The sequence below is a fragment of the Ruegeria sp. BB5 genome (genome assembly GCF_056539405.1).
On sequence record NZ_JBQFUX010000003.1, the window covers coordinates 317,011 to 343,000 of the forward strand.

General features: G+C 53.4%; 22 protein-coding genes. 7 read left to right on the forward strand and 15 right to left on the reverse strand.

Translation table 11 applies throughout. The features are described from left to right. Positions 1-64 precede the first annotated feature (64 nt). The 8 genes from rfbA to ACR0DL_RS11220 all read right to left on the reverse strand — a co-directional run bounded on the left by rfbA (position 65) and on the right by ACR0DL_RS11220 (position 8,194). Positions 65-937 carry a glucose-1-phosphate thymidylyltransferase RfbA gene (rfbA, locus tag ACR0DL_RS11185; protein ID WP_480689178.1) on the reverse strand — a complete coding sequence of 291 codons (873 nt, stop codon included), beginning with the start codon at positions 935-937 and terminating at the stop codon, positions 65-67. After that, the gene (gene rfbD, locus ACR0DL_RS11190) at positions 934-1,785 is read right to left on the reverse strand and encodes a dTDP-4-dehydrorhamnose reductase (RefSeq protein ID WP_480689180.1); all 852 of its coding nucleotides are present in this window, start codon (positions 1,783-1,785) and stop codon (positions 934-936) included. The genes rfbA and rfbD overlap by 4 nt, the downstream gene beginning before the upstream one ends. Beyond that, positions 1,782-2,822: a dTDP-glucose 4,6-dehydratase gene (rfbB, locus tag ACR0DL_RS11195; protein WP_480689182.1), complete on the reverse strand. Its 1,041-nt coding sequence runs from the start codon at positions 2,820-2,822 to the stop codon at positions 1,782-1,784. Before rfbB ends, rfbD begins: the two co-directional genes overlap by 4 nt. Continuing rightward, entirely contained in the window at positions 2,819-3,379 is a 561-nt protein-coding gene (gene rfbC, locus ACR0DL_RS11200; RefSeq protein ID WP_170412479.1) for a dTDP-4-dehydrorhamnose 3,5-epimerase, read from the reverse strand. The genes rfbB and rfbC overlap by 4 nt, the downstream gene beginning before the upstream one ends. Positions 3,380-3,581: 202 nt before the next feature. Then, positions 3,582-3,830: an acyl carrier protein gene (locus ACR0DL_RS11205; protein WP_170412474.1), complete on the reverse strand. Its 249-nt coding sequence runs from the start codon at positions 3,828-3,830 to the stop codon at positions 3,582-3,584. Continuing rightward, a complete protein-coding gene (locus ACR0DL_RS11210) occupies positions 3,827-5,650 on the reverse strand; it encodes an HAD-IIIC family phosphatase (RefSeq protein ID WP_480689184.1) in 1,824 nt (607 codons plus the stop codon). The genes ACR0DL_RS11205 and ACR0DL_RS11210 overlap by 4 nt, the downstream gene beginning before the upstream one ends. Positions 5,651-5,782: 132 nt before the next feature. After that, positions 5,783-6,883, reverse strand: a complete 1,101-nt coding sequence (locus ACR0DL_RS11215; protein ID WP_480689186.1) for a hypothetical protein — start codon at positions 6,881-6,883, stop codon at positions 5,783-5,785. A gap of 108 nt (positions 6,884-6,991) precedes the next feature. Then, on the reverse strand, positions 6,992-8,194 hold the full coding sequence (locus tag ACR0DL_RS11220) for an MBOAT family O-acyltransferase (RefSeq protein WP_480689188.1): 1,203 nt from the start codon (positions 8,192-8,194) through the stop codon (positions 6,992-6,994). Positions 8,195-8,626: 432 nt separating this feature from the next. Here ACR0DL_RS11220 and ACR0DL_RS11225 point away from each other — a divergent pair, with 432 nt between their 5' ends. Continuing rightward, on the forward strand, positions 8,627-9,694 hold the full coding sequence (locus ACR0DL_RS11225; protein WP_480689190.1) for a hypothetical protein: 1,068 nt from the start codon (positions 8,627-8,629) through the stop codon (positions 9,692-9,694). 4 nt (positions 9,695-9,698) lie between these two features. Here ACR0DL_RS11225 and ACR0DL_RS11230 read toward each other — a convergent pair whose 3' ends face one another. The 4 genes from ACR0DL_RS11230 to ACR0DL_RS11245 form a co-directional block, all read right to left on the reverse strand. Beyond that, the gene (locus ACR0DL_RS11230) at positions 9,699-11,147 is read right to left on the reverse strand and encodes an arylsulfotransferase family protein (RefSeq protein WP_480689192.1); all 1,449 of its coding nucleotides are present in this window, start codon (positions 11,145-11,147) and stop codon (positions 9,699-9,701) included. A 131-nt stretch (positions 11,148-11,278) separates the two neighbouring features. Next, positions 11,279-12,760: a sulfotransferase gene (locus tag ACR0DL_RS11235; protein ID WP_480689194.1), complete on the reverse strand. Its 1,482-nt coding sequence runs from the start codon at positions 12,758-12,760 to the stop codon at positions 11,279-11,281. Further along, positions 12,757-13,020 carry a hypothetical protein gene (locus ACR0DL_RS11240; RefSeq protein ID WP_480689196.1) on the reverse strand — a complete coding sequence of 88 codons (264 nt, stop codon included), beginning with the start codon at positions 13,018-13,020 and terminating at the stop codon, positions 12,757-12,759. The genes ACR0DL_RS11235 and ACR0DL_RS11240 overlap by 4 nt, the downstream gene beginning before the upstream one ends. Then, positions 13,020-14,384: an arylsulfotransferase family protein gene (locus ACR0DL_RS11245; RefSeq protein WP_480689198.1), complete on the reverse strand. Its 1,365-nt coding sequence runs from the start codon at positions 14,382-14,384 to the stop codon at positions 13,020-13,022. Before ACR0DL_RS11245 ends, ACR0DL_RS11240 begins: the two co-directional genes overlap by 1 nt. Positions 14,385-14,720: 336 nt before the next feature. Between ACR0DL_RS11245 and ACR0DL_RS11250 the strand changes: the two genes are divergently transcribed. The 3 genes from ACR0DL_RS11250 to ACR0DL_RS11260 all read left to right on the forward strand — a co-directional run bounded on the left by ACR0DL_RS11250 (position 14,721) and on the right by ACR0DL_RS11260 (position 18,199). Next, entirely contained in the window at positions 14,721-15,989 is a 1,269-nt protein-coding gene (locus ACR0DL_RS11250; RefSeq protein ID WP_480689200.1) for an arylsulfotransferase family protein, read from the forward strand. A gap of 140 nt (positions 15,990-16,129) precedes the next feature. Beyond that, complete coding sequence (locus ACR0DL_RS11255; RefSeq protein ID WP_480689201.1) at positions 16,130-17,464, forward strand: hypothetical protein; 1,335 nt, start codon at positions 16,130-16,132, stop codon at positions 17,462-17,464. A 39-nt stretch (positions 17,465-17,503) separates the two neighbouring features. Next, positions 17,504-18,199: a MaoC family dehydratase gene (locus ACR0DL_RS11260; RefSeq protein WP_480689203.1), complete on the forward strand. Its 696-nt coding sequence runs from the start codon at positions 17,504-17,506 to the stop codon at positions 18,197-18,199. A 163-nt stretch (positions 18,200-18,362) separates the two neighbouring features. Here ACR0DL_RS11260 and ACR0DL_RS11265 read toward each other — a convergent pair whose 3' ends face one another. Then, a complete protein-coding gene (locus ACR0DL_RS11265; protein ID WP_480689205.1) occupies positions 18,363-20,459 on the reverse strand; it encodes a tetratricopeptide repeat-containing sulfotransferase family protein in 2,097 nt (698 codons plus the stop codon). Between the two features lie 308 nt (positions 20,460-20,767). Here ACR0DL_RS11265 and ACR0DL_RS11270 point away from each other — a divergent pair, with 308 nt between their 5' ends. After that, positions 20,768-23,575 carry an autotransporter outer membrane beta-barrel domain-containing protein gene (locus ACR0DL_RS11270; protein WP_480689207.1) on the forward strand — a complete coding sequence of 936 codons (2,808 nt, stop codon included), beginning with the start codon at positions 20,768-20,770 and terminating at the stop codon, positions 23,573-23,575. Positions 23,576-23,683: 108 nt separating this feature from the next. Here ACR0DL_RS11270 and ACR0DL_RS11275 read toward each other — a convergent pair whose 3' ends face one another. Beyond that, positions 23,684-23,974: a hypothetical protein gene (locus ACR0DL_RS11275; protein WP_480689209.1), complete on the reverse strand. Its 291-nt coding sequence runs from the start codon at positions 23,972-23,974 to the stop codon at positions 23,684-23,686. A gap of 235 nt (positions 23,975-24,209) precedes the next feature. Further along, on the reverse strand, positions 24,210-24,551 hold the full coding sequence (locus ACR0DL_RS11280) for a substrate-binding domain-containing protein (protein ID WP_480689211.1): 342 nt from the start codon (positions 24,549-24,551) through the stop codon (positions 24,210-24,212). Here ACR0DL_RS11280 and ACR0DL_RS11285 point away from each other — a divergent pair. Together ACR0DL_RS11285 and ACR0DL_RS11290 are read left to right on the forward strand one after the other, a co-directional pair. Further along, positions 24,441-24,833 carry a hypothetical protein gene (locus tag ACR0DL_RS11285; protein WP_480689215.1) on the forward strand — a complete coding sequence of 131 codons (393 nt, stop codon included), beginning with the start codon at positions 24,441-24,443 and terminating at the stop codon, positions 24,831-24,833. The genes ACR0DL_RS11280 and ACR0DL_RS11285 overlap by 111 nt on opposite strands. Before the next feature lie 110 nt (positions 24,834-24,943). Further along, positions 24,944-25,738 carry a TlpA family protein disulfide reductase gene (locus ACR0DL_RS11290; protein WP_480689213.1) on the forward strand — a complete coding sequence of 265 codons (795 nt, stop codon included), beginning with the start codon at positions 24,944-24,946 and terminating at the stop codon, positions 25,736-25,738. Positions 25,739-25,990 lie beyond the last annotated feature (252 nt).

The window sequence follows — 25,990 nt, forward strand, 5'->3', positions numbered from 1 at the left end:
TGAATTTAGACAGCAAGCTTTACGACGACCCCTTGCCCGATAGTCGGTTCTTTCAGCCGGTCTGTTACTCCAACAAACCGTCCAGATAAGTCCCATACTCATTCTTCGCGAACATCTCGGCCCGCTGACGTAACTGCGCGTCACTGATCCAACCCAGCTGCCAGGCTATCTCTTCGGGGCATCCCGTCTGTAACCCCTGACGTTCTTCAAGGGTCCGCACAAAATTGCCTGCATCCAACAGGCTGGCGTGGGTGCCAGTATCCAGCCAGGCATAGCCCCGCCCCATGGTTTCGACCCTAAGTTGGCTTTTTTCCAGGTACATCTGCAGCAAGTCGGTGATCTCCAACTCACCCCGCTGCGAGGGTTTGACCTGTCGAGCGCGCTGAGGTGCCGAGCCATCCAGAAAGTAAAGGCCGGTAACGGCATAGTTCGAAGGAGGTACCGAAGGCTTCTCGATAATCTCGCGTGCTCGTCCGTCCGAGTCAAAAGCAACCACGCCGTAGCGCTGAGGGTCGGCCACGTGATAGCCGAACACAGTCCCACCCTCGGCATGCCCATCCGCCGCGGCCAGCAATTTGGGCAGGCCGTGGCCAAAAAAGATGTTATCCCCCAGAACCAGCGCCGAAGGCGCGCCGGCCAGAAATTCTTCGGCCAGAATATATGCCTGCGCCAGACCGTCAGGGCTGGGCTGCACCACATAGGTCAGGCTAACCCCCCACTGGCTGCCATCCCCCAGCGTGCGCTTGAACTGGTCCTGATCCTGCGGGGTGGTGATCACACAAATGTCGCGAATACCGGCCAGCATCAGCACAGACAGCGGGTAATAGATCATCGGCTTGTCATAAAGCGGCAACAGCTGTTTTGAGACGGCCATCGTGATCGGATAGAGGCGTGTACCTGATCCCCCCGCAAGTATGATGCCTTTCCGTGTACTCATGACGCGTTTTCCAAATCTTGCAGAATATCCCTTAACCCCTGCCGCCAATCAGGACGTGTAATGCCAAAAGTTGTTTCCAGTGAGGAACAATCAAGGCGGGAATTCAATGGGCGTCTGGCGGGGGTGGGATATTCGCCGGACGGAATGTCCGTTACATCACAATCAATCTCTAATTCGGCAAAAATTGCCCGGGCAAACCCGGCCCAACTGGTGTCTGGTGCGCCCGCAAAGTGGTAGATACCCGTTTTGCCCGCATCCTTGATCAGTTGCTGCGCCATCGACAGACAAGCCGCCGCGATGTTCCGTGCGGGCGTTGGGCCGCCGATCTGGTCGGCCACAATCGACAACTGGCCTCGTTCGGCTCCAAGCCGCCGCATCGTCTTGACGAAGTTGTTGCCATGGGCCGACACCACCCACGAGGTACGCAAGATGCCGTAGGCTCCTCCGGCCTGCTTTATACCTTGCTCTCCTGCAAGTTTGGAACGCCCATACGCCCCCAACGGTCTGGTTGTATCTGCGGGTTTCCACGGGGCGTCCCCCGAGCCGTCAAACACGTAATCCGTCGAAATAGAGACGAAAGGGATGCCTAACGCCGCACATTCCCGCGCCATCGCAGTGGGAGCCACCGCGTTGATGACGGTTGCAAGCACCTCTTCTTCTTCCGCACGGTCAACGGCTGTAAAGGCCGCCGCGTTGATCACTGCCTGTGGCGCAGCGGCACGAATGGCCGCCGCGCAGGAGGCAGGCTGTTCCAGGTTCGCCTTGGAACGGCCCAGGCATGTCACACCTGCATGCGCTGCCATTTCCCGTGCAACCTGCCCGGTTCGCCCAAAGACAAGGATGGTCATGCTTTCATACCCAATCGCTTGCCAACACCGTCCCGGTTTTGCAGCGCGCGCCACCAGCTTTCATTGTCCAGATACCACAGAACGGTCCGCTCCAGCCCCTCTTTGATGCTAACCGATGGTCGCCAGCCAAGCTCCTGTCGGATGCGGGTTGGGTCGATGGCATAGCGGGCATCGTGACCCGGACGGTCGGCGACAAAGGTAATCAGGTCGGCGTAAGGCACCGGTCCGGGGCGCAGACGATCCAGAATACCACACAGCATCTGCACCAGTTGCAGGTTGGTGCACTCGTTTTCACCGCCGATGTTGTAGCTGCGTCCGATCTGGCCTTTCTGAATTACCAGCAGCAGCGCCTCGGCATGGTCTTCGACGTATAACCAGTCTCTAACATTCGACCCATCGCCGTAGATCGGCAACGGGTTGCCTGCCAAAGCGTTCAGAATGGTGACGGGGATCAGCTTTTCGGGGAAATGATACGGCCCGTAATTGTTCGAGCAATTTGTCAACACCACCGGCAAGCCATAGGTTTCGAACCACGCCCGCACCAGATGATCGCTTGCGGCCTTGCTCGCCGAATAGGGTGAACGCGGATCATAGGGCGTCTCTTCGGTGAACTGACCGGTTGGACCTAGCGAGCCATAGACCTCATCGGTAGAGATATGGTGGAACCTAAAGCTGTCCGGCTTCCCCTGCCCTTCCCAATATGCCCGGGCCGCTTCAAGTAGGGTATAGGTGCCGGTCACGTTGGTCTCGATAAAGGCACCGGGCCCGTCGATCGAGCGATCCACATGGCTTTCAGCCGCAAGGTGCATGATCACTTCCGGGGCATATTCCGCCAGCGCCCGGTCCAGGGTCGCGCGATCCCGAATATCAGCCTCTATAAAGGTGTAGTTAGGATCGTCCGCCACCTCGGCCACATTGTCGAGGCAGGCCGCATAGGTCAGCGCATCCAGATTGACCACCTGATGCCCATCCCGAACCGCCCGCCGCACGACGGCCGATCCGATAAACCCCGCACCCCCTGTGACCAGCAGCTTCATGGCATGCCCTCCCAGACAAATGGGCTGTCGAATTCGGCAAATATGGGGGCCACTGCGTCCTTATTAGACAGCACCGGGTCGCCGGTCAGGCCCCAATCCACACCGCAACTGTCCCAGCGCACTGTTGCCTCGCACTCGGGTGCGTAATAGTCGGTGCATTTATAGCAAATCTCAGTATTGGTTTTCCGCGTGACAAATCCGTGCAAGAACCCCTTGGGCACCAAAAGCTGTTTTCCGTTCTCTGCTGTCAGATCAATACCCAGCCACCGCCCGTATGTGGGTGAACCTTTGCGGATATCGATCACTACATCAAACAATGCCCCCTGCCCGCAGCGTACAAGCTTATCCTGCGCATGGGGCGGCGACTGGAAATGAAACCCCCGCAGAGTCCCAACACCAGCAGAAACCGAATGATTATCCTGCACAAATTCCAGGACGATCCCATGTGCGCTCAAGGTTTTTCGGTTCCAAGATTCAGAGAAAAAACCGCGCTCATCCCCGAACCGCTTGGGCGTCAGGATAAGGACGCCAGATAAGGCGGTATCTTCAATCTGCATGCACTCAAAACCCGTGTTAACACAACATATTATTAGCAATTGAATACAGGGCTGTCATGAATGGGTGCGCGAATAGAGCAGATCATGTTGCACCCAAAGACCAGCCCACACTTTGATCAAACAGGTGGATCGATCACCGCGCATCGGCAACGTGCCGAGTAAAATCCGTCACCAACTGCATCGAATCCTGTTCGTGGTAGCGTCAAGTTGCAACGCGCTTTATTATCGCCGAAACCAAATCACCCACATTTGCGAGGTTCGCAACCTCCCCGGTGCTGAACTGAAGCCCTGGAAAAGCTTTCTCGATGGCGATCAGTAACTGGATGTTCGTCAGGGAATCCCAATCCTCAATTGCTTCGGCCGTGGTCTCAGGGCTCAAGGTGATCTCGTCATCCTCGAAGACGTCCTGAAAGACCGATGTTAAACGCTGCCATACCTCACTTTCGGTCACGCAAAATCCTCCACTATTTCAATGCTGACTGGAAACGGTTCGAACCCTGCAAGTGTTCGGCTCCAATTTGTACCATTTTGTTCCGCAGGACCGTCCTTTTCAAAGTTAAGATCGGCATAGAGGTTTTCGACTAGGCCGTTCTTTGCCGTTGGCCGGTAGAGACCCCTTACATTTGCAATCCCTCGGCGCGCGGCTTCCTGCAAAAGATAATTCGCCATAGCAAACTCGGCGCCTCTTTTGAAAACGCGGCAGCTCATGAGCCAAAGATCAAGTGTCAGCGTGTCACCCACAACAGATCCTGCAGCTACGCTGATGAGGCCATTGTCACCAAAGCTGTCCTTCAACCTCATATACGCCGTAAGCGTGCTGTCACTGGCTGCCAGTGCCTCTACCTCGGATTGCGTCATCCGTTGGGTGGTCAGGTTAAACTGATTGGTTTTATTGATAAGCTGCGTAATCCGGTCGAAATGCTCTGGCTCGAACGGGCGGATCACCGCTTTCTGATTCAACGAGCGCAGATAGCTGTCATAGTCTACTGCGCTTTCCGCAAGCTCGGTACGCGATCGATTGGCTGCGTATTGTTCGGATTTCTTGCGGTCCTCACTGGTAATCTCGATTGTCTCAAGCCAGCCGGACCTGCTTAGAAGATATGGGTATTCCGAAGGATCGTCGCCCAATTCCAGCACACGAACTTCCGGTAAGCTCTGCCGTACCAAAGCACGCTCCGCCGGATTGTCGTCGACAAAAATGATCGCGTCGAGCCCAATGTTCAGTTCCTTCGCGATGGCCGCGATACTATCGGGTTTGGGTCCCCAGTTTGCCTTGAACGACACAAAGTCGGCGAATTTCAACGCCATGTCATCCAGCGTATCGAATGGCGCGCGCGCGTTGGCGTCTTCGTTTTTTGAGGCCACGGCAAGAAGAATGCCACGCGCCTTCAACTCAAGCAGATAGTTTTGAAAGGCCAGGAAGGCCTCACCTTCAGCGCTGCCCTGGCCAATCTTGATGCCATTCACCCCATCGTCACCGACAATTCCGCCCCACAGGGTATTATCCAGATCCAGCACGATACATTTCGAAGTCTTGCCGTAGATGGCCGCGATAATCCCAGCCATGTCGCGCACAAGCGGGATCATGCAATCGAATGAGACAGGTTGTTTGGCGTGGTACCAAAAGCGGGGTTCGAACCAGTTTTGGACCCCGTAGCGGGCCGAGAGAAGCTCCAGGTCCAGTGTATGGACATATTTTGGTGCCCGCTCCGCCAAAAGCTGATTGATCCGACGCACGAAATTGGTTCGGTCCCAAGGCAGGCGACGGCTAAGGTGACCGGTCGATGAAGTCGGTGGCAGATGCAGGTTGCCAAGGATGATTTCAGCCCCGGATTCCCGATTGAACGTTGCGCAGATGTTGTTCAGCCACAGGTCAACAAACCGGTCGGCCAGCTTTGCCACGCCCGCCTCAGTATCCCCCACAGCTGGCCATTCAGTGATATCTGATGCCCCAAGCAGAAGAACTGCAATCTGCGGAGAGAACTCGGCCGTAGCACTGGCAGAATCCATAAGCTCGGAGACATGAGTGTTGAAGTCCGGGCGGTGAATGCGGGCGCGAAGGCCAAAGCTGTCAAGCTCTGCACGAAGAGGAAGTTCAAGGAAGTCCGTTGTTGCGCCGCTCAGAAGCACAACCCGCAATTCGGCGCGCCCGTCATCGCCAGCGGTCCGGTCGATCTTGCGCCATTTGCGACACAACGAGAGATAGTCCTGAATGGACTCGGTCGCTCGCAGAGAACCCAGAATCCGGGTCCGCGTTTGTTCGTCGGGCATAGCTGTGTCAGGGGAAACACTCCCTGCCTTTACACCTGAAACCATCTAACCTCCCCCAAAATTCAGGGTAATTGCTTAACTAGTAACACTATAATCAATCACTTCGGCAATATATTCTCTTTCCCCCTCACATTAATTCAATAATGACTGAATCCAAGCTGTTACGTGGGCCGTCAAACGCTGTGACCCTTCTGGTATGGTGTGTTCAGCATCGAAAAATTCACTATCGTGCGCAAAAACACTCAGATCGAGAAACGGTGCTTGACCAATGCCGTCGTGGATCGCTCCGAGATAGTCGTCATACTCGAAAGTAAATCGGTCGCGGGAATATGACCGCTCGGGCATATTTACGACCGCGACGCCTATGTCATGCGCATCAAGGAACTCCATAAGCTGGCGCAGACGTTCAACTGCAGCGCCGCTATTCTTGCGCGCATCCCAGTCGAAAACGGACTCCCACCAGCCGCCTGACATAAAATTAGCAAGATCCGCTTCGTTCAGGCCAGCGCTTCTGGCAAATTTGTAAGGTGATACAAGCCTTCCCTGCCTTTCGACCTGCGATTGCCACATATTCAGCAACCCGGTTTGGCGCAAGACAGACTCGCCAATGGGCCATTCTTCGAATTCGCGACCCCAATAGGCAGCCCAAGCACGCAGCGCAGACCTGAAACGCTCGGGCTGCTTTCCAACAAAGCGGATTTTGGCCCGCGCAGCGCCAAATAGCGATTTTTTGTGCAGCTCAACCCCGTTTGGACCAGTTGTCACGGACCAGGGGCTGTAGGTATCAACAATTGATTTAAAAGGCCGATCGGGCGGCAGGTTGGCAATGAAACGGGGCCCGAGACCAAGAACGACATAGTCCGGCAATGCGTCTTCACCATAGGCTGCCTCGATCAGTTTCAGCGAGATTATCACGTCTTCAATCGTGCCCAGACTGATCCCCCCCTGATAGATGTGATAATCGGGAAACGCCTCCTGCACCTGCTCCCATCGCAGGTTCTCGCGTACTGTAGAGGGGCCAGCCAACATGATGACGGGTTTGTCCTGGACCACAAATTGCGACGGCAGCAGAAAGCGGTACCAGCTTTCCTGTTTATACGGGAACATGAAAAAGCTGCGCTCGGCGCTGATGGCCAGCCATGTCAGCGCCGAAAAGACCAACACAACGACGGCCCCAATTGTCCCAAGGGTCGCAAGCGAAAGGCGCAGTTTCCTAGAAACCCGTGTAGACAAAGTCGACCTCCGTTGCGGAGAAAACAAAAAGAACACCAACAAGCCCCGCTGCGACGAGAATCTTAATGGTCATCCGAACAGACCGATTGGGGAAAAGGGTCAACCACATCACAAAAGACCTCTCAAAAGCGCAACGACGCTTGGTGTGTCCAACTGGAAGAACAGGAACGCAAAGGCAGCCGCGTGCAAGGTAATCGCCATTCCGACAACCCGTCCGGGCCAGCTTGCCCTGATCTTTCGCAGCCGTTTTTTCCCAAGGCGCGCCACCAAAACGTGATCCCATATCCGATAAATCGCGAGCCACGTCCCATGCACGAGACCAAAGATCAAAAACCCGATTGTGGTGCCGTGCCAAAGGCCAGAAACAAGCATGGTCAGCATGGCCGCAATGATCCCGGCGGCCAGCGGCAAACTGGCAAAAGAACTGGAACTGAGGGCCTTTTTATACACCGGGTTGAACACGTAGTCCGTTAACCACAACGTGAGAGATCTGTGCTGGCGGAGCCAAAAATCCGCAATGTTCTGAGCAAAATACGGGTTGTTGAAATTCTCGGGTGGCCGAATGCCCATCAGACTGCCGATACCGATCACAACGTCGCAGTAGCCGGAAAAGTTCATATAGAGAAAAAAATAGAAGGCTACCAATTGAAGCCAGAATTCACCCAAACTCAGCGCAAGGACATCGGTATAGGGCTGTAGCGCAAAACGGAAGATGAATGTTCCAATGACGTATACTTTGACAAGCCCCCAGAGAATTCTCAGCCCGGCATCAAGATGAGCTTCATACGTCATCTCGATGGCTTGAGTACGATCTGCCCATTGGTCGCGAAAATCCTGATATCGTTGGATCGGACCCATCATGAACGTGGTAAACGCCAAGAGGTAGTTGGGATAAACAGCGGAATCAATGCGGTCGATGACACCTGACCGGGCATCAATCATGACATGCAAGATACGAAACAACAGAAAGCTCAAACCAACTGTTTGCAGGAATGACAGGCGTGCTGCGTCCGGCAGGAACAATCCCAGGAATTCATAGTCCAGCATGTAGATAAAAACGAGGACCAGCAGAGTTGCCGACAGAATTGCCGCCCATCTGGACGCCGTCAGATGCACCCGGGTCAGCCCCCACCCCAATCCTGAAAAGAACAAGGTTGAGGCCAAACCGATTGGACCGAGAAGCGCAAAAATGAAGGCGATATTGGCGCCAAGAAAGCCGACCGTCCGCACAGGCCCTGTCGAAGACACAACCAAGATTATAGCAAACGCCGAAAACAGCAGGAATTCCCAAGACAGAAGATCTATGAACATTTCACTCTGAACTAAAACTCAAAACCGAATACTTTTCACCCTTTCCCGCGTGCCGGCCCATGAAAACATCAGATACTGAAACCAAATAGTTTCAGCACAGATCGGGCCGTGTACAGGTACACCATTTGTCAGTTTCATAGCATTTTTTTGCAAGTCAATGGAATCCTGACGTTGTTTCCAATCAAGCATCATTGTCTCATTCTCAGGCGAAGAGATGAAAGGCATTAGGAACGAGGCCAAAAGGACAAAAAATGCCACAGACCAACGCGGCTGGCATTCTGAGTGGCAGACAACATCGTTCCCTTGACGCGGCATTTTGTGCTATGAGCGGAATGTTACTTTGTTAAAGGGTTTGTCGTGTTGCGGATTAATGGTCAGGACCAGTCGAAGGCAATAGACAACAAAATCAGCTGTGGGTTGGACTGAAACCGGATGTGGCGCGTCGTTGCTATAAATGCCTTGATCCTTGCGGTTCTTCTGATTGGTCTGGAAGCCACGCTTGCCTGGCTTGTCGCGCGGGAGTCTCCGACGGGCATCCGCGCAGTGGACCGGCTTGCGCAAAAGATTTACTGGGCGAATGTCTCGTATGTTCAATACCTTCCGGAATGCGCACGCTACGACTCTGAGCTGGGCTATACGTTGCAGCCCGGCAATTGCACCTTCGAAAACACTGGCTTTTCAACCGAGCTTGTCGTGAATTCGGCAGGATATCGCGATGATGAAGCGTCTATTGATGCGCCCGAAATCGTGGTTCTTGGCGATAGCCAGGCAATGGGTTGGGGTGTCGGGCAAGGAATGACCTTTGCCGACGTTATCGAGGCCGAAACCGGGCGCAAAACGCTGAACACCGGCGTGTCATCCTATGGCACAGTCCGAGAGCTTATGACGCTGGACCGACTTGACCGCAGCAACCTGAAGACAGTGATTGTCCAATATAGCGACAATGACGGCTACGAAAACCGACGCTATCTTCACGACGGCACGCTGTCTGCTATGTCGCAAGAAACCTATGCCAAACTCGTCGCCGGAAACGAAGGGACAGGCGGAGGGTTTGGGCATTACTTGCCCGCCTTCCTTAATGAGCTTCGCTGGCGTTTCATTGGCGGCGAGGATGGCGAGGATGAGCAGTACGATCTGCAAATGGCAGACCTGAGTGGCCCCGATGTGTTGATCGAGGTTTTGGCCAATTGGGATTGGGGCCCCACCCCACCGCACCTGATTGTTTTCGACGTGAACACAAGCGGTCGGGGGGGGCGTTTCACCGAAGTCCTCGCGACCTCGCCGAGCCTCGACCTTTTGCGCTCAAAGGTATCTGACGTAACGATCCTTCATACGCCGGACATTTTAGAGGCTGAGGACTATCTTTTCCCGGATGGGCATCTGTCGGAAACGGGCCATCAAAAGCTAGCCGGTGCGATTGTTGAAGTGCTGGCACAGAACAGAATTTCGCATATGAATAAAGTGCGCGGAACTCATTATATCAATACCAACACAGATTGACCGTTCAATTGGCTTTTGGCGGCACCGATCCAATTGGCGCTGTTACACCCAATACCGTTTCTACAAAATCCCGAGCGACATAATCTGCACCTCGTGTTTCCATTATGACGAAGTCGACATCAGGCGTCTCTCCAATGCGGTTATAAAACCCTGAGAGGCTGGTTTGATTCAGGTACTCCCAAATCGGTTTTCCATTCCGCAAATCGACCTCCAGAACCTGTCCGGTTTCCGAAACCGATACCAAAGCACGTTCGTTACCTTTGCTTAACCGCACGAGACCTTGTTCCTCGGAAAATAGAACGGACTCGGTATCATCAGCCAATGGGAAAAGTGATGTGCCCAGACCTGTTACTGGATCAATTTCAATAATACGAGTGCCACCTTGCGAAGCGAGACCACCAAGATTGTCGAACAAAACGAACGTCCCACCGTTGGTTACATTTGGTGAATGCTGCGCAGCCATCGGCCCCATTATTACGCGATGAACAATGTCGTCATATCGGTCCACAATAACCAGTGAACTGGAGGATCGCAGTGACAAGGCAATATCACCCGCCTCTGCCCCCTCAATCTTCGAGGCGGTTTCTTCGTTTAGCTCCACAAGCCCATTGATATGATATGGATCACACCCGTCGCGCACTGAATATGCCAACCCCATCAATCCGTTTTTTACAAATAGATCTTCAAAACGTACTGCGCGTATTCTTTGACCAGATGGATCAATGATCTGAAACCCTTCCTCGTAAACGGCTCCGGGAAGTCCTGAACAGCGGGTATCAATCCGAGTTGGTCCAATGTTAATTTCTGGAGGCTGCTCGATTTGGGACCACGGCAAAAGGGCATCGCCGTTTTTCGCAACATGCGGCCAGTGATGACCGTTGTTCAAATAGGACCAGAGAATATTGCTGTCCCGATCAATCCGCATTGAGCCGACATGATAGGGAAAAATGTTTCGACCCTGAAACGTCACAACCAAGTCGCCATTGGTATCTAAATCAACGCCCGTTACATTCACATTATTACGATTTGGCTTGCCGCTAAACCCTTCAAAATCTTGTCCCTCAAAAAGATCCGCCCTCGACACACTCCAAGTATGGTATACGTTCCCGTCGCGGTCCATTATCCAAGCAATACAACCATGATCCGGGCACAGTTCAGGTTGTTCATCAAAACCACCTGTAATCAGCAACAAGTCGTCGAAGCTTCTGGGTTCGACAAGCCAAGTTGTCAGATCATCTTTCGGTTCAGAAACGTCTGCCACCTTGCCATATATCGTTTCTTTAGCTTCAAGTTGTCGCCAAGCGTCAAATCCTGCTTTGGCTTTTTGCAGAACTGGAACAGGAAACCACTCAAACTTATAACTAACGACCCCATAAGCATATGCCGCACTCAAAACGGAAAGGCAGAACAAAACCAAAGGAAAATATTCCGTAAAGAAACGAGTAAACTTCATCTGCATTACCCTGTAGCGAACTGGTACATTAAACTATTCAAAAAATTACTGCCCGGATTAAGAGTTACCACCTTGATACGAAGGCGGGAAATTTTCAACAGCCCGCCAAATGCTTGTTTGACAACGTCGATCTAAAGCTTGTGACACACCCCGTGTTTTTCCAGCGCAAAATAGACGTCAAGCGCTTCTTGCAAGGGATCGGGATCGAAATTCTCTGCTGCGGCCACGTCAGGCTTCGAATGAAAATACTGCCCGAAACCCTGCTCACCGGGCGACAGACCGAGGGTTTCATACAGCCCTTCCATCGTAGCCTGAGGTGAGGCGCGCAAGTCGTCCTGCAGAAGAAAGATACACCTATCCTTGTACTCCAGCAGGTCCCGAAAGGCGCAGGTCCAGTATTGCAGCCAGTAACTAGGCGTGTGTGTATCCATTTGCATCGGCTCGAACCCGGAAAACCGAAAGGGCCTATGCAGATTTCCGAACTCGAAATGGCCGATATCAGCCATATAACGGGATACAAAACTGTCCTGGGTTTGCAGCTTGCTAAAGTTGTTGTGCTGCCGCAGCAGGGACTCGGCATGACTTTCAGGACGCCTTACGGGAACCACGATTCTGCAATCAGGATAGGATTTGAGTAGATAGGGAATCCGGGCAATGTTGGCATTGTTCTTGGAACAATAGCGCGTCTTCTCAACGCTCTGCGGCCCGGCCTGAAGATTGCGCGCCCGGATAATGCTGCTCATGTGGTTTCGTAGAAACCGGTCGGCCTTTTCATTTGTATCCCCGGCCTGCCACAGCGGGATTGAGGCTTCTTTGTACCTCTCTGGCCAGAACATTTTCCAGATCACTTCCTCAAACGCTTCTGCGCTTTCAAGGTCGATCTCCATTCCGTCCCCGTGGGCTCTCTGCCGTCTGCGCACTCCGCGTCCCTGTCCACCGGCCAGCTTGTCCCAAAGCGCAGGCGCTGTCACAAAAGGCATATCCCGATACGTGTGCGTCGCCACTTCGGGTGCATCATGCAGAGCGTTGAGAACCGCTGTGGTGCCACCACGCGCCAGAGACGTCACAAAAATAGGTTGCGAAACGTCGGGCATCGGAGGGCGCGGTATCAGGCGCGCCTCGGCCCGTGCGGCCATTTTCTGAACCCCGGGGCCGGAAAATGCCAGGTTGTGAACAAACTGATCCACAGGCGAATATTGGGGGCCGTTGTTCTCTGCCGCTGCATGGGTACGACGCAAATGGTTGACGATCTTCACCGTTGCAAAGGCCAGGATGGACACGATGACGATGTAATCCAACCGCAGCATGACATCCAGAACCGCGCTGCCAGGCACCAGGCCCACAAAATCCGCCAGCAAGATGGGAAGGCCTGCCGCAGCCAACGCCACAACAATGCGCCCTGCCAGGTTCAAGCCCCCTAAAACTAACTGACCCCCTGCCCGCCGCGCTGCAACTTCTTTGGCATCGTCAGACAACTGGTTGTCAAACAGCGCGGCCACACCCGCCATGCTTGCACCAACAATCCCGCGGGCAATACCCGCGATATTTGTCCACCACAAAGCAAGAATGAACCCCGCCACCGCCAAAAGCGAAACGGTAACAGCCTGTATCATTGCGCCGCGTCGGTCTCTTTACCTGCTTCAGCCGAGGCCTTCTTGCCGCGGAGCAATCTCTTCAACGGAAACCAGACCAGCCCGACAATAAGAAAGAGGCCGCCCAGCACCACGGCAATCGTGACCGCAATCGCGCCCAGCCCGGCGCCAGGGCCGATATAGGCGTGAGCCTGGCTTGCCTGCATCACTAATAACACCGCTCCGACAAACCACAGCGGTACAAAACTCGCCCCTGCCCGAAATTTTGCAAACCATTTCATTACGCGCATTCCTTCCAATCAGTTTCAAAATAACTCAATGGGTAGAGTTTTGCATTGGCGACCTCACCCACAAATTCCTCATCGAATTTATTGACATATTCCCAGATCACGTTGCCAGTTCCATCTATTTCCAGCACCCGCCCCGCGTCGAATTCGGTGATCAGAACCCCATCGTCGTCCAAAAGCTCGTGTTGTCCCCGGATGACCGACAGCATCTCTTGACCGGGCTTACTGCCAAAAACGATCTCAGTCTCACGGGTAACCGGGTCAATGACCATGATGTTTGTATCCCTAGGTGCATCTAGTCGTGTTTTGTCATGCCATGTATACGCCTCCACATACGTATTGTTGTTGAAAATAGATATCTTACCATCAGGGCGAAATTCCGGGTCATGCTGTCGAATCCAGGGCCCGGTCTGGTGCCACTTCACTGTTCGCGTGGCAGGGTCCACCACCATTACAAGATTGAGTCCCCGTACCGAAATCACCCAATCCCCTGCATTGAATAATGGAAACTTTTCAGCCAATTCGGTCGACAGCTCATCAATCTTGTTGGCGTGAAGCAATTCGTTCTTGGTTATCCCCTTCACTTTGAAATCCTGACTATTGGTCGTCAATAACGCAGTCAGACCGTTCTCCATGATCAATTCGGGGATCGATATACGCTCGATTATCTCGCCCTGCTCATCAAGCCTTAGAACCACGTCCTCCAATATCCATTCATCTGGAGCCGCTGAAAAATAGGATGGGATACGATCAACGACCTCCTCAGCGGGCCACTCGTTGCGTCCAAGTGTCAGATACCCGCCCTGTTCGGACGTAACGATTGAATGATGCGATGGTTCATCAAGCGCCCAGAGTAGATTAGAACACTGATCCAGCTTGACCGTCCCACAATATTCATAACTGAACACCAGTTCACCCTTCGGGGTTAGTAACGCACCGTGTACATCTGCAGCTAATGTATCCTCCAAAAAATCACAGGGACGTGCCTGCGCATCTGGGTAGTGTTCAAAATAGTCCAGTGACCATTTGCGAATGACACTGCCGTCGCGTTTCACTAGCCGGGCCTGATTCTCTTTGTCAAAGAAACCCATCAACAAAATGGCGTCCTGACGATCCGGGTGTTCATTGATCATGACACCATCGCCCTGGCCGCGTGAGGGCTGTAGGTGTTCGCGATAAACCGCTCTGGTCAAAGACCGCTCAACGAACATCACCTCGTATGCGAGACTAATTTGAGGTGCCGGAGGCCATTTTTTAAGTTGCGCGAAAATTCCGTAGAGTACTGACAAGCAAACGATGGCAAGTAGAAGGCAAACCCAGAACAAACGCTCAGGCAATTTTTCGAAGAAACGCTCCATTTTGTTCGCTTGCACCCTATAACACTAAACTTAATACTCTGTAACACTTCTGCAGCACGCTCTAAGACTAACCTCTTTTGCAAAAAAATGGAGCCTTATGCGTCCATGTTGCAAGGAATTAGTGACTATGTTGCAAGATCGGCCGCATTGTTGCCAAATCTGATACACGCGAATTTAAGCGTCCCAAGGTTGCACCATCCTCCCAAACACCCAAAAAAAGCCGCGAAACCAAACAGGCAATCCACAAAACGGCAAGCGTGACCTGATTAAAGCTTGATCGCCACCAGACAAAATCCCAACGTTACCAGACAGATTGTAGCTAAGGACTTTGAAACGATGTCTGATCGCCTGCTTGCATTGCTGTCGCTGGCTTGTTTGTTGGCAATCACTTTTCTGGCGGGTCTTGCGTCTGCCTATCTGCATCTGGCCCCATACCGGATCGCGGTTCAGGCATGGAATGAGGTCAAGGCCTTCATGAAGGAACCTGACCGGCTGATGCCGGTGCGATATGATTTTGAAGGGGTTCGCATTCACGACGCCGACGCCATTGCACCCGGCACAACGCTTATCACATCATATTTTCCCGAATTCGACTGGCATGCAGGCGTCCGGCTGATAGATGAATCCGGCGCGGTCCTGCATTCCTGGGCGCCTGATCCGGGTGAGATCTTCGGCGGGCGGCATAACTATCCCTATATTCACGGCTCGCATCTTTTTCCCAATGGCGACATTTTGTTCAACTTCGAATTCATCGGGATCGCGCGTATGTCGGCCTGTGGTGATGTGTTGTGGTCATTGTCAGAACCCAGTGCGCATCACTCAATCTCAGCGAATGATGACGGTTCTTTTTGGGTGTCCGGCAATCAGGAACTGCGCTCTCGTGACGGGCGGGATGAGGCGCTTTTCGATATCGTGTCCTTCCCTGTCTACGAAGACGTATTCATGAAAGTCAGCCCCAATGGCGAGATCCTGAAATCCATCAGCTCGATCGAAGTGTTTGAGAAAAACGGCCTGAGCGACGTGTATCTGAGGACAGGCAGGAATTATCACGGCGATATCTTTCACCTCAACGACATAGAAGAACTGTCACCGGATATGGCCGCTGAATATCCGTTGTTCGATGCGGGTGACATCGTTGTTTCCCTGCGGGATCTACATATGCTCATGGTGCTGGACTCGGAAACGCTAGAAGTGAAATGGCACACCTATTCAGAGTCTCTGTTTCAGCACGACCCGGATTTCATCGGTGACGGATGGATCGGCATCTTTGACAACAACTACGACCGAACCGAGGGCGGAGGCCTGCAGGGAGGATCGCGTATCGTCGCAGTACAACCCCATACGCAAGAACGCGCCATTCTCTTTCCCAAACAACCCGACCAACCGTTCTACACCAAGTGGTCCGGGAAATGGCAAAAGCTGCCCAATGGAAATCTTCTGCTAACTGAATCCCGCGCCGGCCGAGCGCTGGAGGTGACCAGCGCCGGCGAACCCGTCTGGGAATGGGTCATGGACCGATATGATGCAAGTCAGGTGCCCGAAGTGATGGAGGCGACAAGATACCCAATAACTGCCGAGGATGTCGCTGCATGGAATTGCCCATAACACCAGCCCAATCGGAAAGTGTTTCGCGTGCGAAAAATAAGCAAGCGTCATTTGCTGACGACCGCATAAGAGGTAGGATTTCGGCTTAATTGGTGACTAACTAAAACTGTTTTGCGTTATTTTCGGGTTTGAGGTTACAAATGCTGCGACGAATTCTGGGCGAAATTGTCAATGACCTTCCCGATACGCGCCTGAAGCTTTTTCAAAACCTTGGACGTTTCAAAGCCTGGCTTGCCGCCAGCAGGGTCGATCTGGGCCTTGCTTTTATGATCAGCCTTCTGGTCGGAGCAGGGTACTGGTTACTCGCCAGCCAGATCCCCCAGGCGTTAATCGATCCGACCCGCGACGCCTGGGTCTGGTTCGAGGCCGATCTGATCCGGGTCCACCCAGTAATGCTGGATCGTTACGCCAACAATTACCGAACCAATGTTCACCCGCTGCAGGCCATAATCATGTATACGCCGACCAAGGCGCTGATCGTGGCGGGCCTCTCTGAACGATTGGCCGTCTTCGGGGTGCTTTCCGCCACAGCGGGCCTTTGGAGCGCGGCCCTGTTCGGCGGGTTCCGCGGGCTCGGCCTGCCACGTTTTGACGCGATTGTGTTCACGGCTTTGGGTGCAGTATCCAGTGCAGCTATTTTCTGGATGCCCGTACCAGAGGTACATGCCTTTGCCGGTTTGACGGTCACAATTGCCTTGGCCTTCGGGACTATGATGCAGCGTGGTACGATACCGCCGATATTGCAGTCAATTTCAAGTGTGATTGCATTTTCGATGACGATTACCAACTGGATGGCAGGCATTCTGACTGTCCTTGCCTCCAACACCTACAGACGCGCTTTTCGAATTCTTGTTGACGGATTTGCAATCGCAACCATCGTCTTCGCTCTACAGACTGTTGCCTTTCCACGCGCAGAATTCTTTGTTCCGCGCCTCAAAACGGAGTTCGCCTATGTCCTGCATGACCTGGCTGGGGGGCCGTTTGAAAAGTTCCGGGCTTTCTTTGCTTATTCCATCGCCATCCCCGAAGTTCCGTTTCTTGACAATCCAACCTTCCCCGAGTGGATGCGCCTGTCCGTACAGATTTCTCCCGTTCAGACAGTCGCTTGGGTTGGTATTGCAGGGCTCGTGCTATGGGCCATCGTGTTCATCGCGGGTTTGTCCCGGGCCATCCTGAACCCGGGGCGGAATGCGCCAATCGCGCAGGCACTGCTTTTGTACCTTTTGTTCGAAGGGGTGCTGCATTTCTTCTACGGTGATGAGACATTCCTGTATTCCATGAGCTATGTCCCAGCGATGTTCTTGCTGGCCGGGTTCTCCGTGCTTGGAAAAGGCCGCATGTTTTTTTTGGCCTCGGCAGTCGCCGTTATCCCAATTCTGGCCTATAACAATATTTCCGAGTTTCTGCGGGTCACATCGGATCTGCAGGCCCATGCAGACGCTCTGTTACAGGCTTCTGGCGCAGCGAGCGAATAACCGGGTTATTCATTTCTTTGATTTTACGATCCCAGACCTATGCCGTCCGCGCTTGCAACCATTTGCACAGCTGGAAACGGGAGCTGGGGCGCGGCAGCGGCTTATGCACCCAGCAAGGCAGCCGTGGTGCCGCTTACCCGGTTTTTGATTGCGGCATTCATTTCATTTGAGGTCCGCGTCGGGCTCGAACCGGAAATACGTGTCACTTGCCATCTACGCATCGTAGAGGACAGCGAATTAGGGTTCCCGTTGACGGAGAACTTTGCGTTTAACTATGCTTTTCCAATGATCAGCGGAAAATATTTTGACGACCTATCAGTTGGAGACACTTTTGAAACCGGTGGGATCACACTTACCGATGGAGCGATTATTGACTTTGCGCTTACATACGACCCGCAACCCTTTCACGTGGACAAAGTGGCAGCGGCCGCGTCGATTTTTGGCGGCATTATTGCCAGCGGCTTTCAAACCATAGCACTCACTTTCCGACTATTTCGTGACACCGGTGTACTCACCGGCACCAACTTGGGCGGTCATGGTATGGACGAGGTTCGGTGGCTCGCTCCTGTTTTCCCGGACGACACGCTCTGCGCTCGTATTACGGTCGAAGCGCTGACGCCGTCTCGTTCCAAACCCGACCGGGGAACGGTACGGTTTTGCTATCGGACATTTAATCAGGATGATGTCGAAGTGCTGAACTTGGTCATGCATCACGTGATGGCGCGGCGGGAATAAATTGGTTCATCTATGCATTGCGAGAGTTAGGTTCTGAGCCTTTAGCAAATCGCGAAACGCACATTCGGGCGTTCTAAACCAGCTGACATTGGTGATTTTGGATCGAAAACAGCGCCCTACTTCACACCGGCAACCTTCAATTTTAGGTTTCAGCGAAAATCTTTCAGAAAGAAATCCTTGCTTCTCCGATAGTTTCAATAAGCGGGGTTAGATGAGATTTGTAGTTTAGCCATTTTTCCTTTGAGGACTTGTACAGCGGCTGGCGCACTTGCTGAACACTGGCGGTACGAACTCGCCGCGCATCTTTGTGAAATTCAAGGCAGCGATCATCCCATTCAAGACCACAAAAGGCGATCAGGCGACGCGCTTCAAACTCAATGTTCTCGACCAGGTTTTCATAGTGAACGGTGTGAAAACTGCCCGACGGAAGGATATCATTCCAGTGTTGCATGACGCGAACATAGGCGTTGAAGTACCGGCCAAGCTCGACCTGGTCATAGCTGTGATACTGGCTGCGCTGAAAAACCCGTGTGAAACAGGACAGGCACGTATCCATTGGATTGCGCGCGACATGCACGATCCGTGCGTTGGGCATGATCGCGTGTATCAGACCAACCATCAGAAAATTCGCAGGCATCTTATCGACGATAAACGGTTTACCAGGCGCGTGCGCGTCAAGCTGCTGGATATATTGTTGGGCGCGTTTCGAAATCTCGTGATCCGGCAGAGCGGCGATCAGACTGCCCGTTTTCTTGTTTCCACCGCGCAACTGATCGGTAAACAGCTTGTGCATATAGCTCAACTCTCCGGCCCCAAAAACGTAGGGGTGGCTGGCGAGGATCGACTCGGTCAGCGTGGTTCCAGATCGGGGCATACCAACAACAAAGATCGGCTGGCTGCTATCTACAGAATTTTGGCGGAGCTTTTGGACCAGCTCTGGCGTAAACATCGAAATCAGATCGTCGGCGGTTTCCTCGATCTGGTCCGCGTCAAAATCGATAATGCTGCGCTTTAGCGCGGCCCCTATTGCAAAATGCTCAAAAGCGCTGTCGTAGCGCTTGAGGTCCTCATAGCATTTCCCTAAAGCGTAGTGATACGAAACCGATTGTTCGGGCGGCAACTTGTCGACCCCGGGCAACGCGGCCACAAGAGCCTGAAAATCAGGGTTGTCTTCGGCAATCTTGTCCAACCTGACCAACGCGATCTGCGCATTCAGACGCGCCTTGTCCCTTTCAGCCGCCTTGTTGAACCAACTGCGGGCGGCGTCAAAGTTGCCGCGCTCCATCTCCAGATGCCCCAATGCGATCATCGTGGCCGAAAAATCTGGTTTTAGTTCAAGGGTCTTTTCGTAATTGGCAAAACCGGCCTCAAGGTCGCCAAGGTGCGATTTGCAGACGGCGATATAGTGATACGCAGGTGCGTGGCTGGGGTCTAAGCGCTGCGCTTTTTCAGCCTCGACAAGGGCAAGTTCATGCAGGTTTTTCTCGGTCAGAACCTGTGCAAGCCCGACATAGGATTCAGGCTTCTTCTCATCCAGCGAAATTGCATTCCGAAAACAGCGTTCGGCTTCGTCCCATTCGCACTGCAAAACGTGTAACCGTCCCCGATTGCGATGCAGCTCTGAGGAAACATGTCCCTTGCCAAGGTAATCATCTGCCAGCTCTGTGGCCTCTTCCGACTGTTCAGCTTCGATCAATACGGAAATGAGGTTGTTCACACTCTCCAGATAGCCCGGGCGCAGGTCCAGCACCCGGCGGTAGAATGAAATTGCCCCTTCTCTGTCCTCGTTGTCGCGCGCGATCGATCCCAGATTATTCAACGCCGCAATCAGATCGGGGTTTAGGGCCAACGCTCTTTTCTGACAGGCTTCGGCTTCGGACAGTTCACCCATATCATAATAGGCCAACCCAAGGTTTGAATGCGCATTTGCAACCCCTGGAGCAAGCTGAACCGCACGTTTACCGACCTTGAGTGCTTCTTCAGATTTTCCGTTCGTGCGCAAAACTTCGGTAAAATTTGACAGGAACCCGGCATTGTCTGGCTGCAATCGGATCGCTTCGCGCATGGCATTTTCGGCAGGCCCGGTCTGACCGGTTTGAAACGCAATTACGCCAAGCAGTTGATGCGCAGGGGCATATTCGGGCGCCGCCTTGAGGACTTGGTTCAGAACCTTGACAGCTTTGTTCAATTGCCCTGTTTCAAATGCCTGAACACCTTGGTTATAGGCTTCTCCGATGGACAAAGTCTGGTTTTTTGGCATTCAAGTAGCTCCGGGCTGGCGCATGATAGCAACCTGATACCAAGCGCCGTCAAATTGCCACATTGTGTTGCAGTTTTCCTACGAATTTCCAACAGCAATAGATCATCTTATGCAATGCAAAATTGGTGGATTGCATATATGTTAACGACTTTTTAACAGTTCATAAGCGGAGCCGATCGCGAATACGCGGCAAGCTTCGACAAAAAAGACAAAAAAATCTAACGGGATAGTAAATGTCTAAAAATGGGTCGGGGGTGAACGCCCCCAAGCTCCGTGGGGGGCGTCTTTTCAAGTGGAAAGGCCAAATTGTGAGTGCGGCTCCTGCCGCGTTGCTGGCACAGGTATCGATGGTTGCACTGACTGCCGGGAACGTACATGCGGATACGATCTCGAATGTGGTGACGACGCCTCAGGTTTTCGCAACCGATGCGGATCACGAAGTGACCGCAAGCGGCGCGATTGAGATTACATCTTCGACGGCCGCCGCCCTGACGATCACTACGGATTACTCAAGCACGTTTACCAATAACGGGTCGATTTCGGTCACTGCCACCGACACGGATACGGCGACGGGCCTGCGCCTGGATGGCGGCCTGCTTGAGGGCGGCGAACTGGTGAATAACGGCTCCATATCGCTGGATATTACGGGCTCAGACCCTCAGGATATTTATGCAGTCCAGGTCAATGGTGATGTCGCCGGTTCGATCGTGAACAACGGCACCATAGAGGTCGATGTGCAATCGACTGATGGGGACATCGAAGCCTGGGGTATCTATGTCGACGGAGACCTTACAGAGACCGGCGAAATCTTGAACACCGGCACGATAAGGGTCGATGGGCTTATCAACACCTCCGCGGGAAGCACCGCATCTATCTACGGTATCGCCGTTGATGGCGACGTTGGTGGTTCCATCCGAAACACGGGCACAATCGATGTACGCGCCAGATCCTTCGCCGACGATTACGCCTATGCCTGGGGCATCTATGTCGAGGATGACCTGCTAGAGACCGGTGAGATTGTGAACTCGGGCACCATAAAATCGGTTGCCATCACCACCGTTGACAGTACTGCCTCTGCATTCGGGATTTTCGTTGATGGCGATGCGTCCGGTGTGATCTTGAACACGGGCACTCTGGACATTTTCGCATCTGCTCCAACAACCTATGAGGCGATCGCCTATGGCATTGCTGTCGATAGTGATCTGTCCGGCCGAATTGAAAACAGCGGTACGATCAAAGTAACTGCCTTGGCGGTTGAATCCGACGCTTCGGCATATGGTATCTTCGTCGATGATGATATGCTGGAAGGCGCAACCATCATCAACAGCGGCACGATCACTGCATTCGCAAGTGCCGATACCGATGATGAGGCCTATGCAGGCGGATTTTACCTCGAAGATCTGGTTGAAGGCACCGTAATCAACTCGGGTACGATCACCGGGACCGCGCTTTCTCTTAATACCGGTGACGAGGCGACAGCTTCGGGCATGTATATTGGCGATGACGTTTCGGGAACGGTCACCAACTCGGGGACCATGACCTTGCGTGCCGAGGCTGCCGAAGACTCGGCAACTGCCGCAGGATTTTATCTGACAGACAATCTGAGCGGTACCATCACAAACTCGGGCAATATCACGGCCACCGCCATCTCGCGGGATACCGAGGCCGAAGCCTACGGCGTATACGTCGACGAAACCGCAACCGGAGACATCTCGAACTCGGGCAATATCACGGTCACCGCCCAGGGTGGGATGGATGGCGGTGGACTATCGCCGGACCAGTCAACGGCAATCGGTATCTACGCCAATGACATGCAGGGATCGTTCTCGAACACCGGACAGATCACTGTTCATGGGACCGGTTCTGCCGGGACACGTGCTGCCGGTATCCAATTCGACAACTTTGACGGCACGATCGACGGCTTGGGAACCATCCGGGTTTCCGGCAATGACGAGGTTTATGCCGTTTATCTCGGGACGGGTTCGGGCACGCTTAACGCTGACACCAATGATGATGTCGACGGCGTCATACGGGTCGACGCGCACAACGTAAATCTCGACGCGCAGGGCGGCAGCGCTGTGTTCAACTTTGAAGACGCCACGCCCGGAGCGGGTGTCTTCACGACCACCGTGTCCGAAGAGGGCTCTGCCTGGTTCGTGCAGGATGAGGGCGGAGCAGCACCAGTATATGCCGCTGTAGATGCTGATGATTTTGCGGTTTCAGGCGACGTCGTCGCCTTTTACGGCAGCGTCGTAGGCAGCAGTGGCAACGCGCTGAACTATGCACCGTCAGAGCAGGTTGCGCAGGGGTTCACCTTTGCGGGCTTCAGGCCATTTGCGATGATCGATGCACAGTATCGAGAGTTCGACCCTGAAACCGGCAGCGATCTGGACGTATCGCTTTTCAGCGGCAGCGCCGGGATTACCGGTCAAATGGACAACGGCATTGCGTTGGCTGTTGGCATGGGCGTGTTCTCGGCGGACGGAGATAACGAGTCCGCGGACTTTGACACGACCGGCTTTTTTCTTGACGCCGCCGTGGGTCGACAGATTGGTGCCTATACGCTTGAAGCTGGGTTTGGCTATGGCTGGCTTTCGACAGACCGCACCCGTCAAATCAATGGCAGCGATGATGCCCATGCCGATTATGACAGCAGGCTGTTGACAGCGCATATCGCGGTAGAACGCGGGTTCGACGTCAGTGGTGATTTCGGGCTGCTCGGATTTGCGAACGCGCGCTATACCAACCAGAAGGACGATGGCTACACCGAAACACGCTCAAGCGCCAACGCCACGGTCGGAGATGTCACCACCGAAGTCATCGAAGCCCAACTGGGTGTAGAGGCTGAAAAGCAGTTCGGTAATGGCGGTATCCTAAGCGGGCAGCTCAGCGGTGTTCTGCGGCGCGATCTGGGAACAACAGATGCTGATGTGACCGTATTCTCATCGACTCAGTCGCTGATCTTTGCATCTACCGACTTCACCGGCGCTCGTGTCGCGGTTGGCTACGAGCAATATCTTGTCGAGGACATTCAGCTTGAACTGAATGCCGAACAAGAAATCGGCAGCGACGCCCAGGGCCCCTTCTTGCGGGCGGGACTTCGCTGGTCGTTCTAAATTAAAAATCTCCGCGGCACCCGAGACGGTGCCGCGGAATTCCAATTGGTCGAACTCACGCATTGCGGATAGAGCATCATTCGCTTCAACTGCTTCGACACAAGTCACTTAGTCTTCTGCATCCCATCTCAATTCTTTGGCAGGAACTACTGCGCTTCCCATGATCTTTATGAATGCAGCCTCTATGTCCTTTTTATGCTGGTCACGAAAACCCAAGTTCGAATCCGGACCAATATCTTTTGCCAACATCACCCATTCAGAAAATTCACCGGCAGCTACGTTCCCATATTCATGAATGAAATGCGTTACATGCATCGGTTTCCCATCAACGACACCTCCACAATAGCCATAGCGGACGCAGACGAAATCCATCAGTTCATCAAAACGATTTTGGGGCATTTAGCATTCGACACGCTAAAGCTGTCGTGTGGCGCTAAATGAGCGCAGATTAATTAGTGTAGCTTGTCAAAATCGCAGAGAACCGCTGAACGTAAAGGCCGTTTTCCCAGGCCGTGTTGCAAAGTACGGGCTCAAACCGAACATTCGCTGCACCGATCATATATGACCGCTCCCCTGCTCGCACAATGTCAGCGAGGGCAACGATGAATACCTACAGCAAATTCTGGGAATAGGTTCAATGGTCAGGAACTGGCCCTGATGTTCCCCGTGCAACCAAGGTCGCGGAATGCTCAAAATGACGGACTGGCAGTTCGGGTGTTCGCATTCGGTCCAGAAGGATTTCAGCCAATTGCGTGCCTAGTTTCTTTGGGTTGATTGCCATGGTTGAAAGGCCCGGCGTCGAAACGGCCGTGTCTTCGATATCGTCGAACCCCTGTCGAACCTCGACGCGCTGTTGCGGATGGAAATGCGTGCCGAGTTGAAGGGGGTTCTGGCCGAAAGCAAAACCGCTGCCACTTACGTGACTCACGATCAGGTCGAGGCCATGTCCATGGCTGACCGGATCAGTGTCATACATCAGGGCAAAATTGTTCAGGCAGCCTCACCCATCGAAGTATATCGGGATCCAGCAGCCGAGTTTGTGGCCAGTTTCATCGGCGATCCGCCAATGAATTTCCTTCCGGCTGAGTCTTCGGGCTCTGGTCGCTGGACAGTTGCAGGGCAAAGCCTTGAGGGTCCAGCCAGCGGCAAAAACCTGAAATGGGCCATTCGCCCGGAAGATTTGCGCGTTTCGGATCAGGGCCTTGGCACGGGCCAAGATTGTGGAGCCATTGGGCCCGCATATGCTGGTGACGTGTGACGTGGAAGGGCACCAGTTCCGCGCGGTACTGGACAGTGAGCTTAGCGTGAAGCCCGGCGACGTTCTCACCCTGGCGCCGCAAGAAGGCCAGGGACGCTGGTTTAGCTATTATGTTCTGGATGTCAGGCTACGATCCGATCTGGATCGGTTCATTCTTTGCGACGTTCGCCATGCCGTTCTTCCTGATGGTGCTAGCCGGAGCGTTGGGCATTTCCCGATCCTCGAAGAACCTGCCGGTGATCCAACTTATCAACCTGTCTGCCGTAGCTTGGGTAGTCTACCAAATTTCCGCGCGCGGCGGTTTCACGACCCCAAGTGAATACGTTGCCGTAGGACTGGCCTTGTTTGGCGCGATCACCATGCAATGGTACATCCACATCTTCTCGAACTATGGCCGCAAGCCGAACGTTGCCATTGTGAAAGGCCAAGCGTTATCTGAATTGCCGCTGCAACGGCTGGACGAAACACACACGACCTCCGCGTCCTTTACAGGCGAACAAACACTGCTGGTGTTTTTTCGCGCCAACTGGTGCCCTTTCTGCATGAACCAGCTCAAAGAGGTGAAGGCAAAGGCGGGTGTGAAGGTAAAGTTCATCCCTAACCAAGGCATCAAGAATTCCGAGAAACTGGCAAAGAATCTGATGTTACCGGCCCATTTCGAGATCCTTCAGGACAACGGACTGGCAACCGCCAAGACTCTGGGTATCGAAGATTTGGGTGGAGCACCGTCTGAGATGCCCGGTTACTCTAGCGATACTGTCAAAGCGACTGTCATCGCACTGGATGAAGATGGCACAGTGATCTTCGGCGATGAGACGGACAACTATCGCATTCACCCTCATCCCGACGCGTTCCTGCACGTCTTCGAACCGCGCGGCAGCTTTCAGGCCTTCTCGGCGGCATAAGTGTCGCAACGAACAAAGCAACGCACGCCTGCGCGGTGCTGCTGCCCAACCAGACAAATGGTTTGGACAGTCTTTTCAAGACATAGTTATATGACAGCATTCAGAAAAAGTGGTGCGGGTGGAGGGACTTGAACCCCCACGCCTCGCGGCGCCAGAACCTAAATTTTGCGCGGATTATTAGAATTCAACCACTTAGCCTTATAATTTCCCAAGACATAGCGGGAACAAAGGCAGAAACCGGGAAACAGATAA

Excerpts from the sequence above, each read along its gene's own strand:
- ACR0DL_RS11225 (WP_480689190.1), top strand. The coding sequence starts at position 8,627 with ATGTGGCGCGTCGTTGCTATAAATGCCTTGATCCTTGCGGTTCTTCTG.
- ACR0DL_RS11285 (WP_480689215.1), top strand. The coding sequence starts at position 24,441 with ATGCGTGCCGAGTTGAAGGGGGTTCTGGCCGAAAGCAAAACCGCTGCC.
- ACR0DL_RS11275 (WP_480689209.1), bottom strand. The coding sequence starts at position 23,974 with ATGCCCCAAAATCGTTTTGATGAACTGATGGATTTCGTCTGCGTCCGC.
- rfbA (WP_480689178.1), bottom strand. The coding sequence starts at position 937 with ATGAGTACACGGAAAGGCATCATACTTGCGGGGGGATCAGGTACACGC.
- rfbB (WP_480689182.1), bottom strand. The coding sequence starts at position 2,822 with ATGAAGCTGCTGGTCACAGGGGGTGCGGGGTTTATCGGATCGGCCGTC.
- ACR0DL_RS11260 (WP_480689203.1), top strand. The coding sequence starts at position 17,504 with ATGCCGTCCGCGCTTGCAACCATTTGCACAGCTGGAAACGGGAGCTGG.
- ACR0DL_RS11220 (WP_480689188.1), bottom strand. The coding sequence starts at position 8,194 with ATGTTCATAGATCTTCTGTCTTGGGAATTCCTGCTGTTTTCGGCGTTT.
- ACR0DL_RS11240 (WP_480689196.1), bottom strand. The coding sequence starts at position 13,020 with ATGAAATGGTTTGCAAAATTTCGGGCAGGGGCGAGTTTTGTACCGCTG.
- ACR0DL_RS11235 (WP_480689194.1), bottom strand. The coding sequence starts at position 12,760 with ATGATACAGGCTGTTACCGTTTCGCTTTTGGCGGTGGCGGGGTTCATT.
- ACR0DL_RS11245 (WP_480689198.1), bottom strand. The coding sequence starts at position 14,384 with ATGGAGCGTTTCTTCGAAAAATTGCCTGAGCGTTTGTTCTGGGTTTGC.
- rfbC (WP_170412479.1), bottom strand. The coding sequence starts at position 3,379 with ATGCAGATTGAAGATACCGCCTTATCTGGCGTCCTTATCCTGACGCCC.
- rfbD (WP_480689180.1), bottom strand. The coding sequence starts at position 1,785 with ATGACCATCCTTGTCTTTGGGCGAACCGGGCAGGTTGCACGGGAAATG.
- ACR0DL_RS11265 (WP_480689205.1), bottom strand. The coding sequence starts at position 20,459 with ATGCCAAAAAACCAGACTTTGTCCATCGGAGAAGCCTATAACCAAGGT.
- ACR0DL_RS11250 (WP_480689200.1), top strand. The coding sequence starts at position 14,721 with ATGTCTGATCGCCTGCTTGCATTGCTGTCGCTGGCTTGTTTGTTGGCA.
- ACR0DL_RS11255 (WP_480689201.1), top strand. The coding sequence starts at position 16,130 with ATGCTGCGACGAATTCTGGGCGAAATTGTCAATGACCTTCCCGATACG.
- ACR0DL_RS11230 (WP_480689192.1), bottom strand. The coding sequence starts at position 11,147 with ATGAAGTTTACTCGTTTCTTTACGGAATATTTTCCTTTGGTTTTGTTC.
- ACR0DL_RS11280 (WP_480689211.1), bottom strand. The coding sequence starts at position 24,551 with ATGTATGACACTGATCCGGTCAGCCATGGACATGGCCTCGACCTGATC.
- ACR0DL_RS11290 (WP_480689213.1), top strand. The coding sequence starts at position 24,944 with ATGTTCTGGATGTCAGGCTACGATCCGATCTGGATCGGTTCATTCTTT.
- ACR0DL_RS11210 (WP_480689184.1), bottom strand. The coding sequence starts at position 5,650 with ATGCCCGACGAACAAACGCGGACCCGGATTCTGGGTTCTCTGCGAGCG.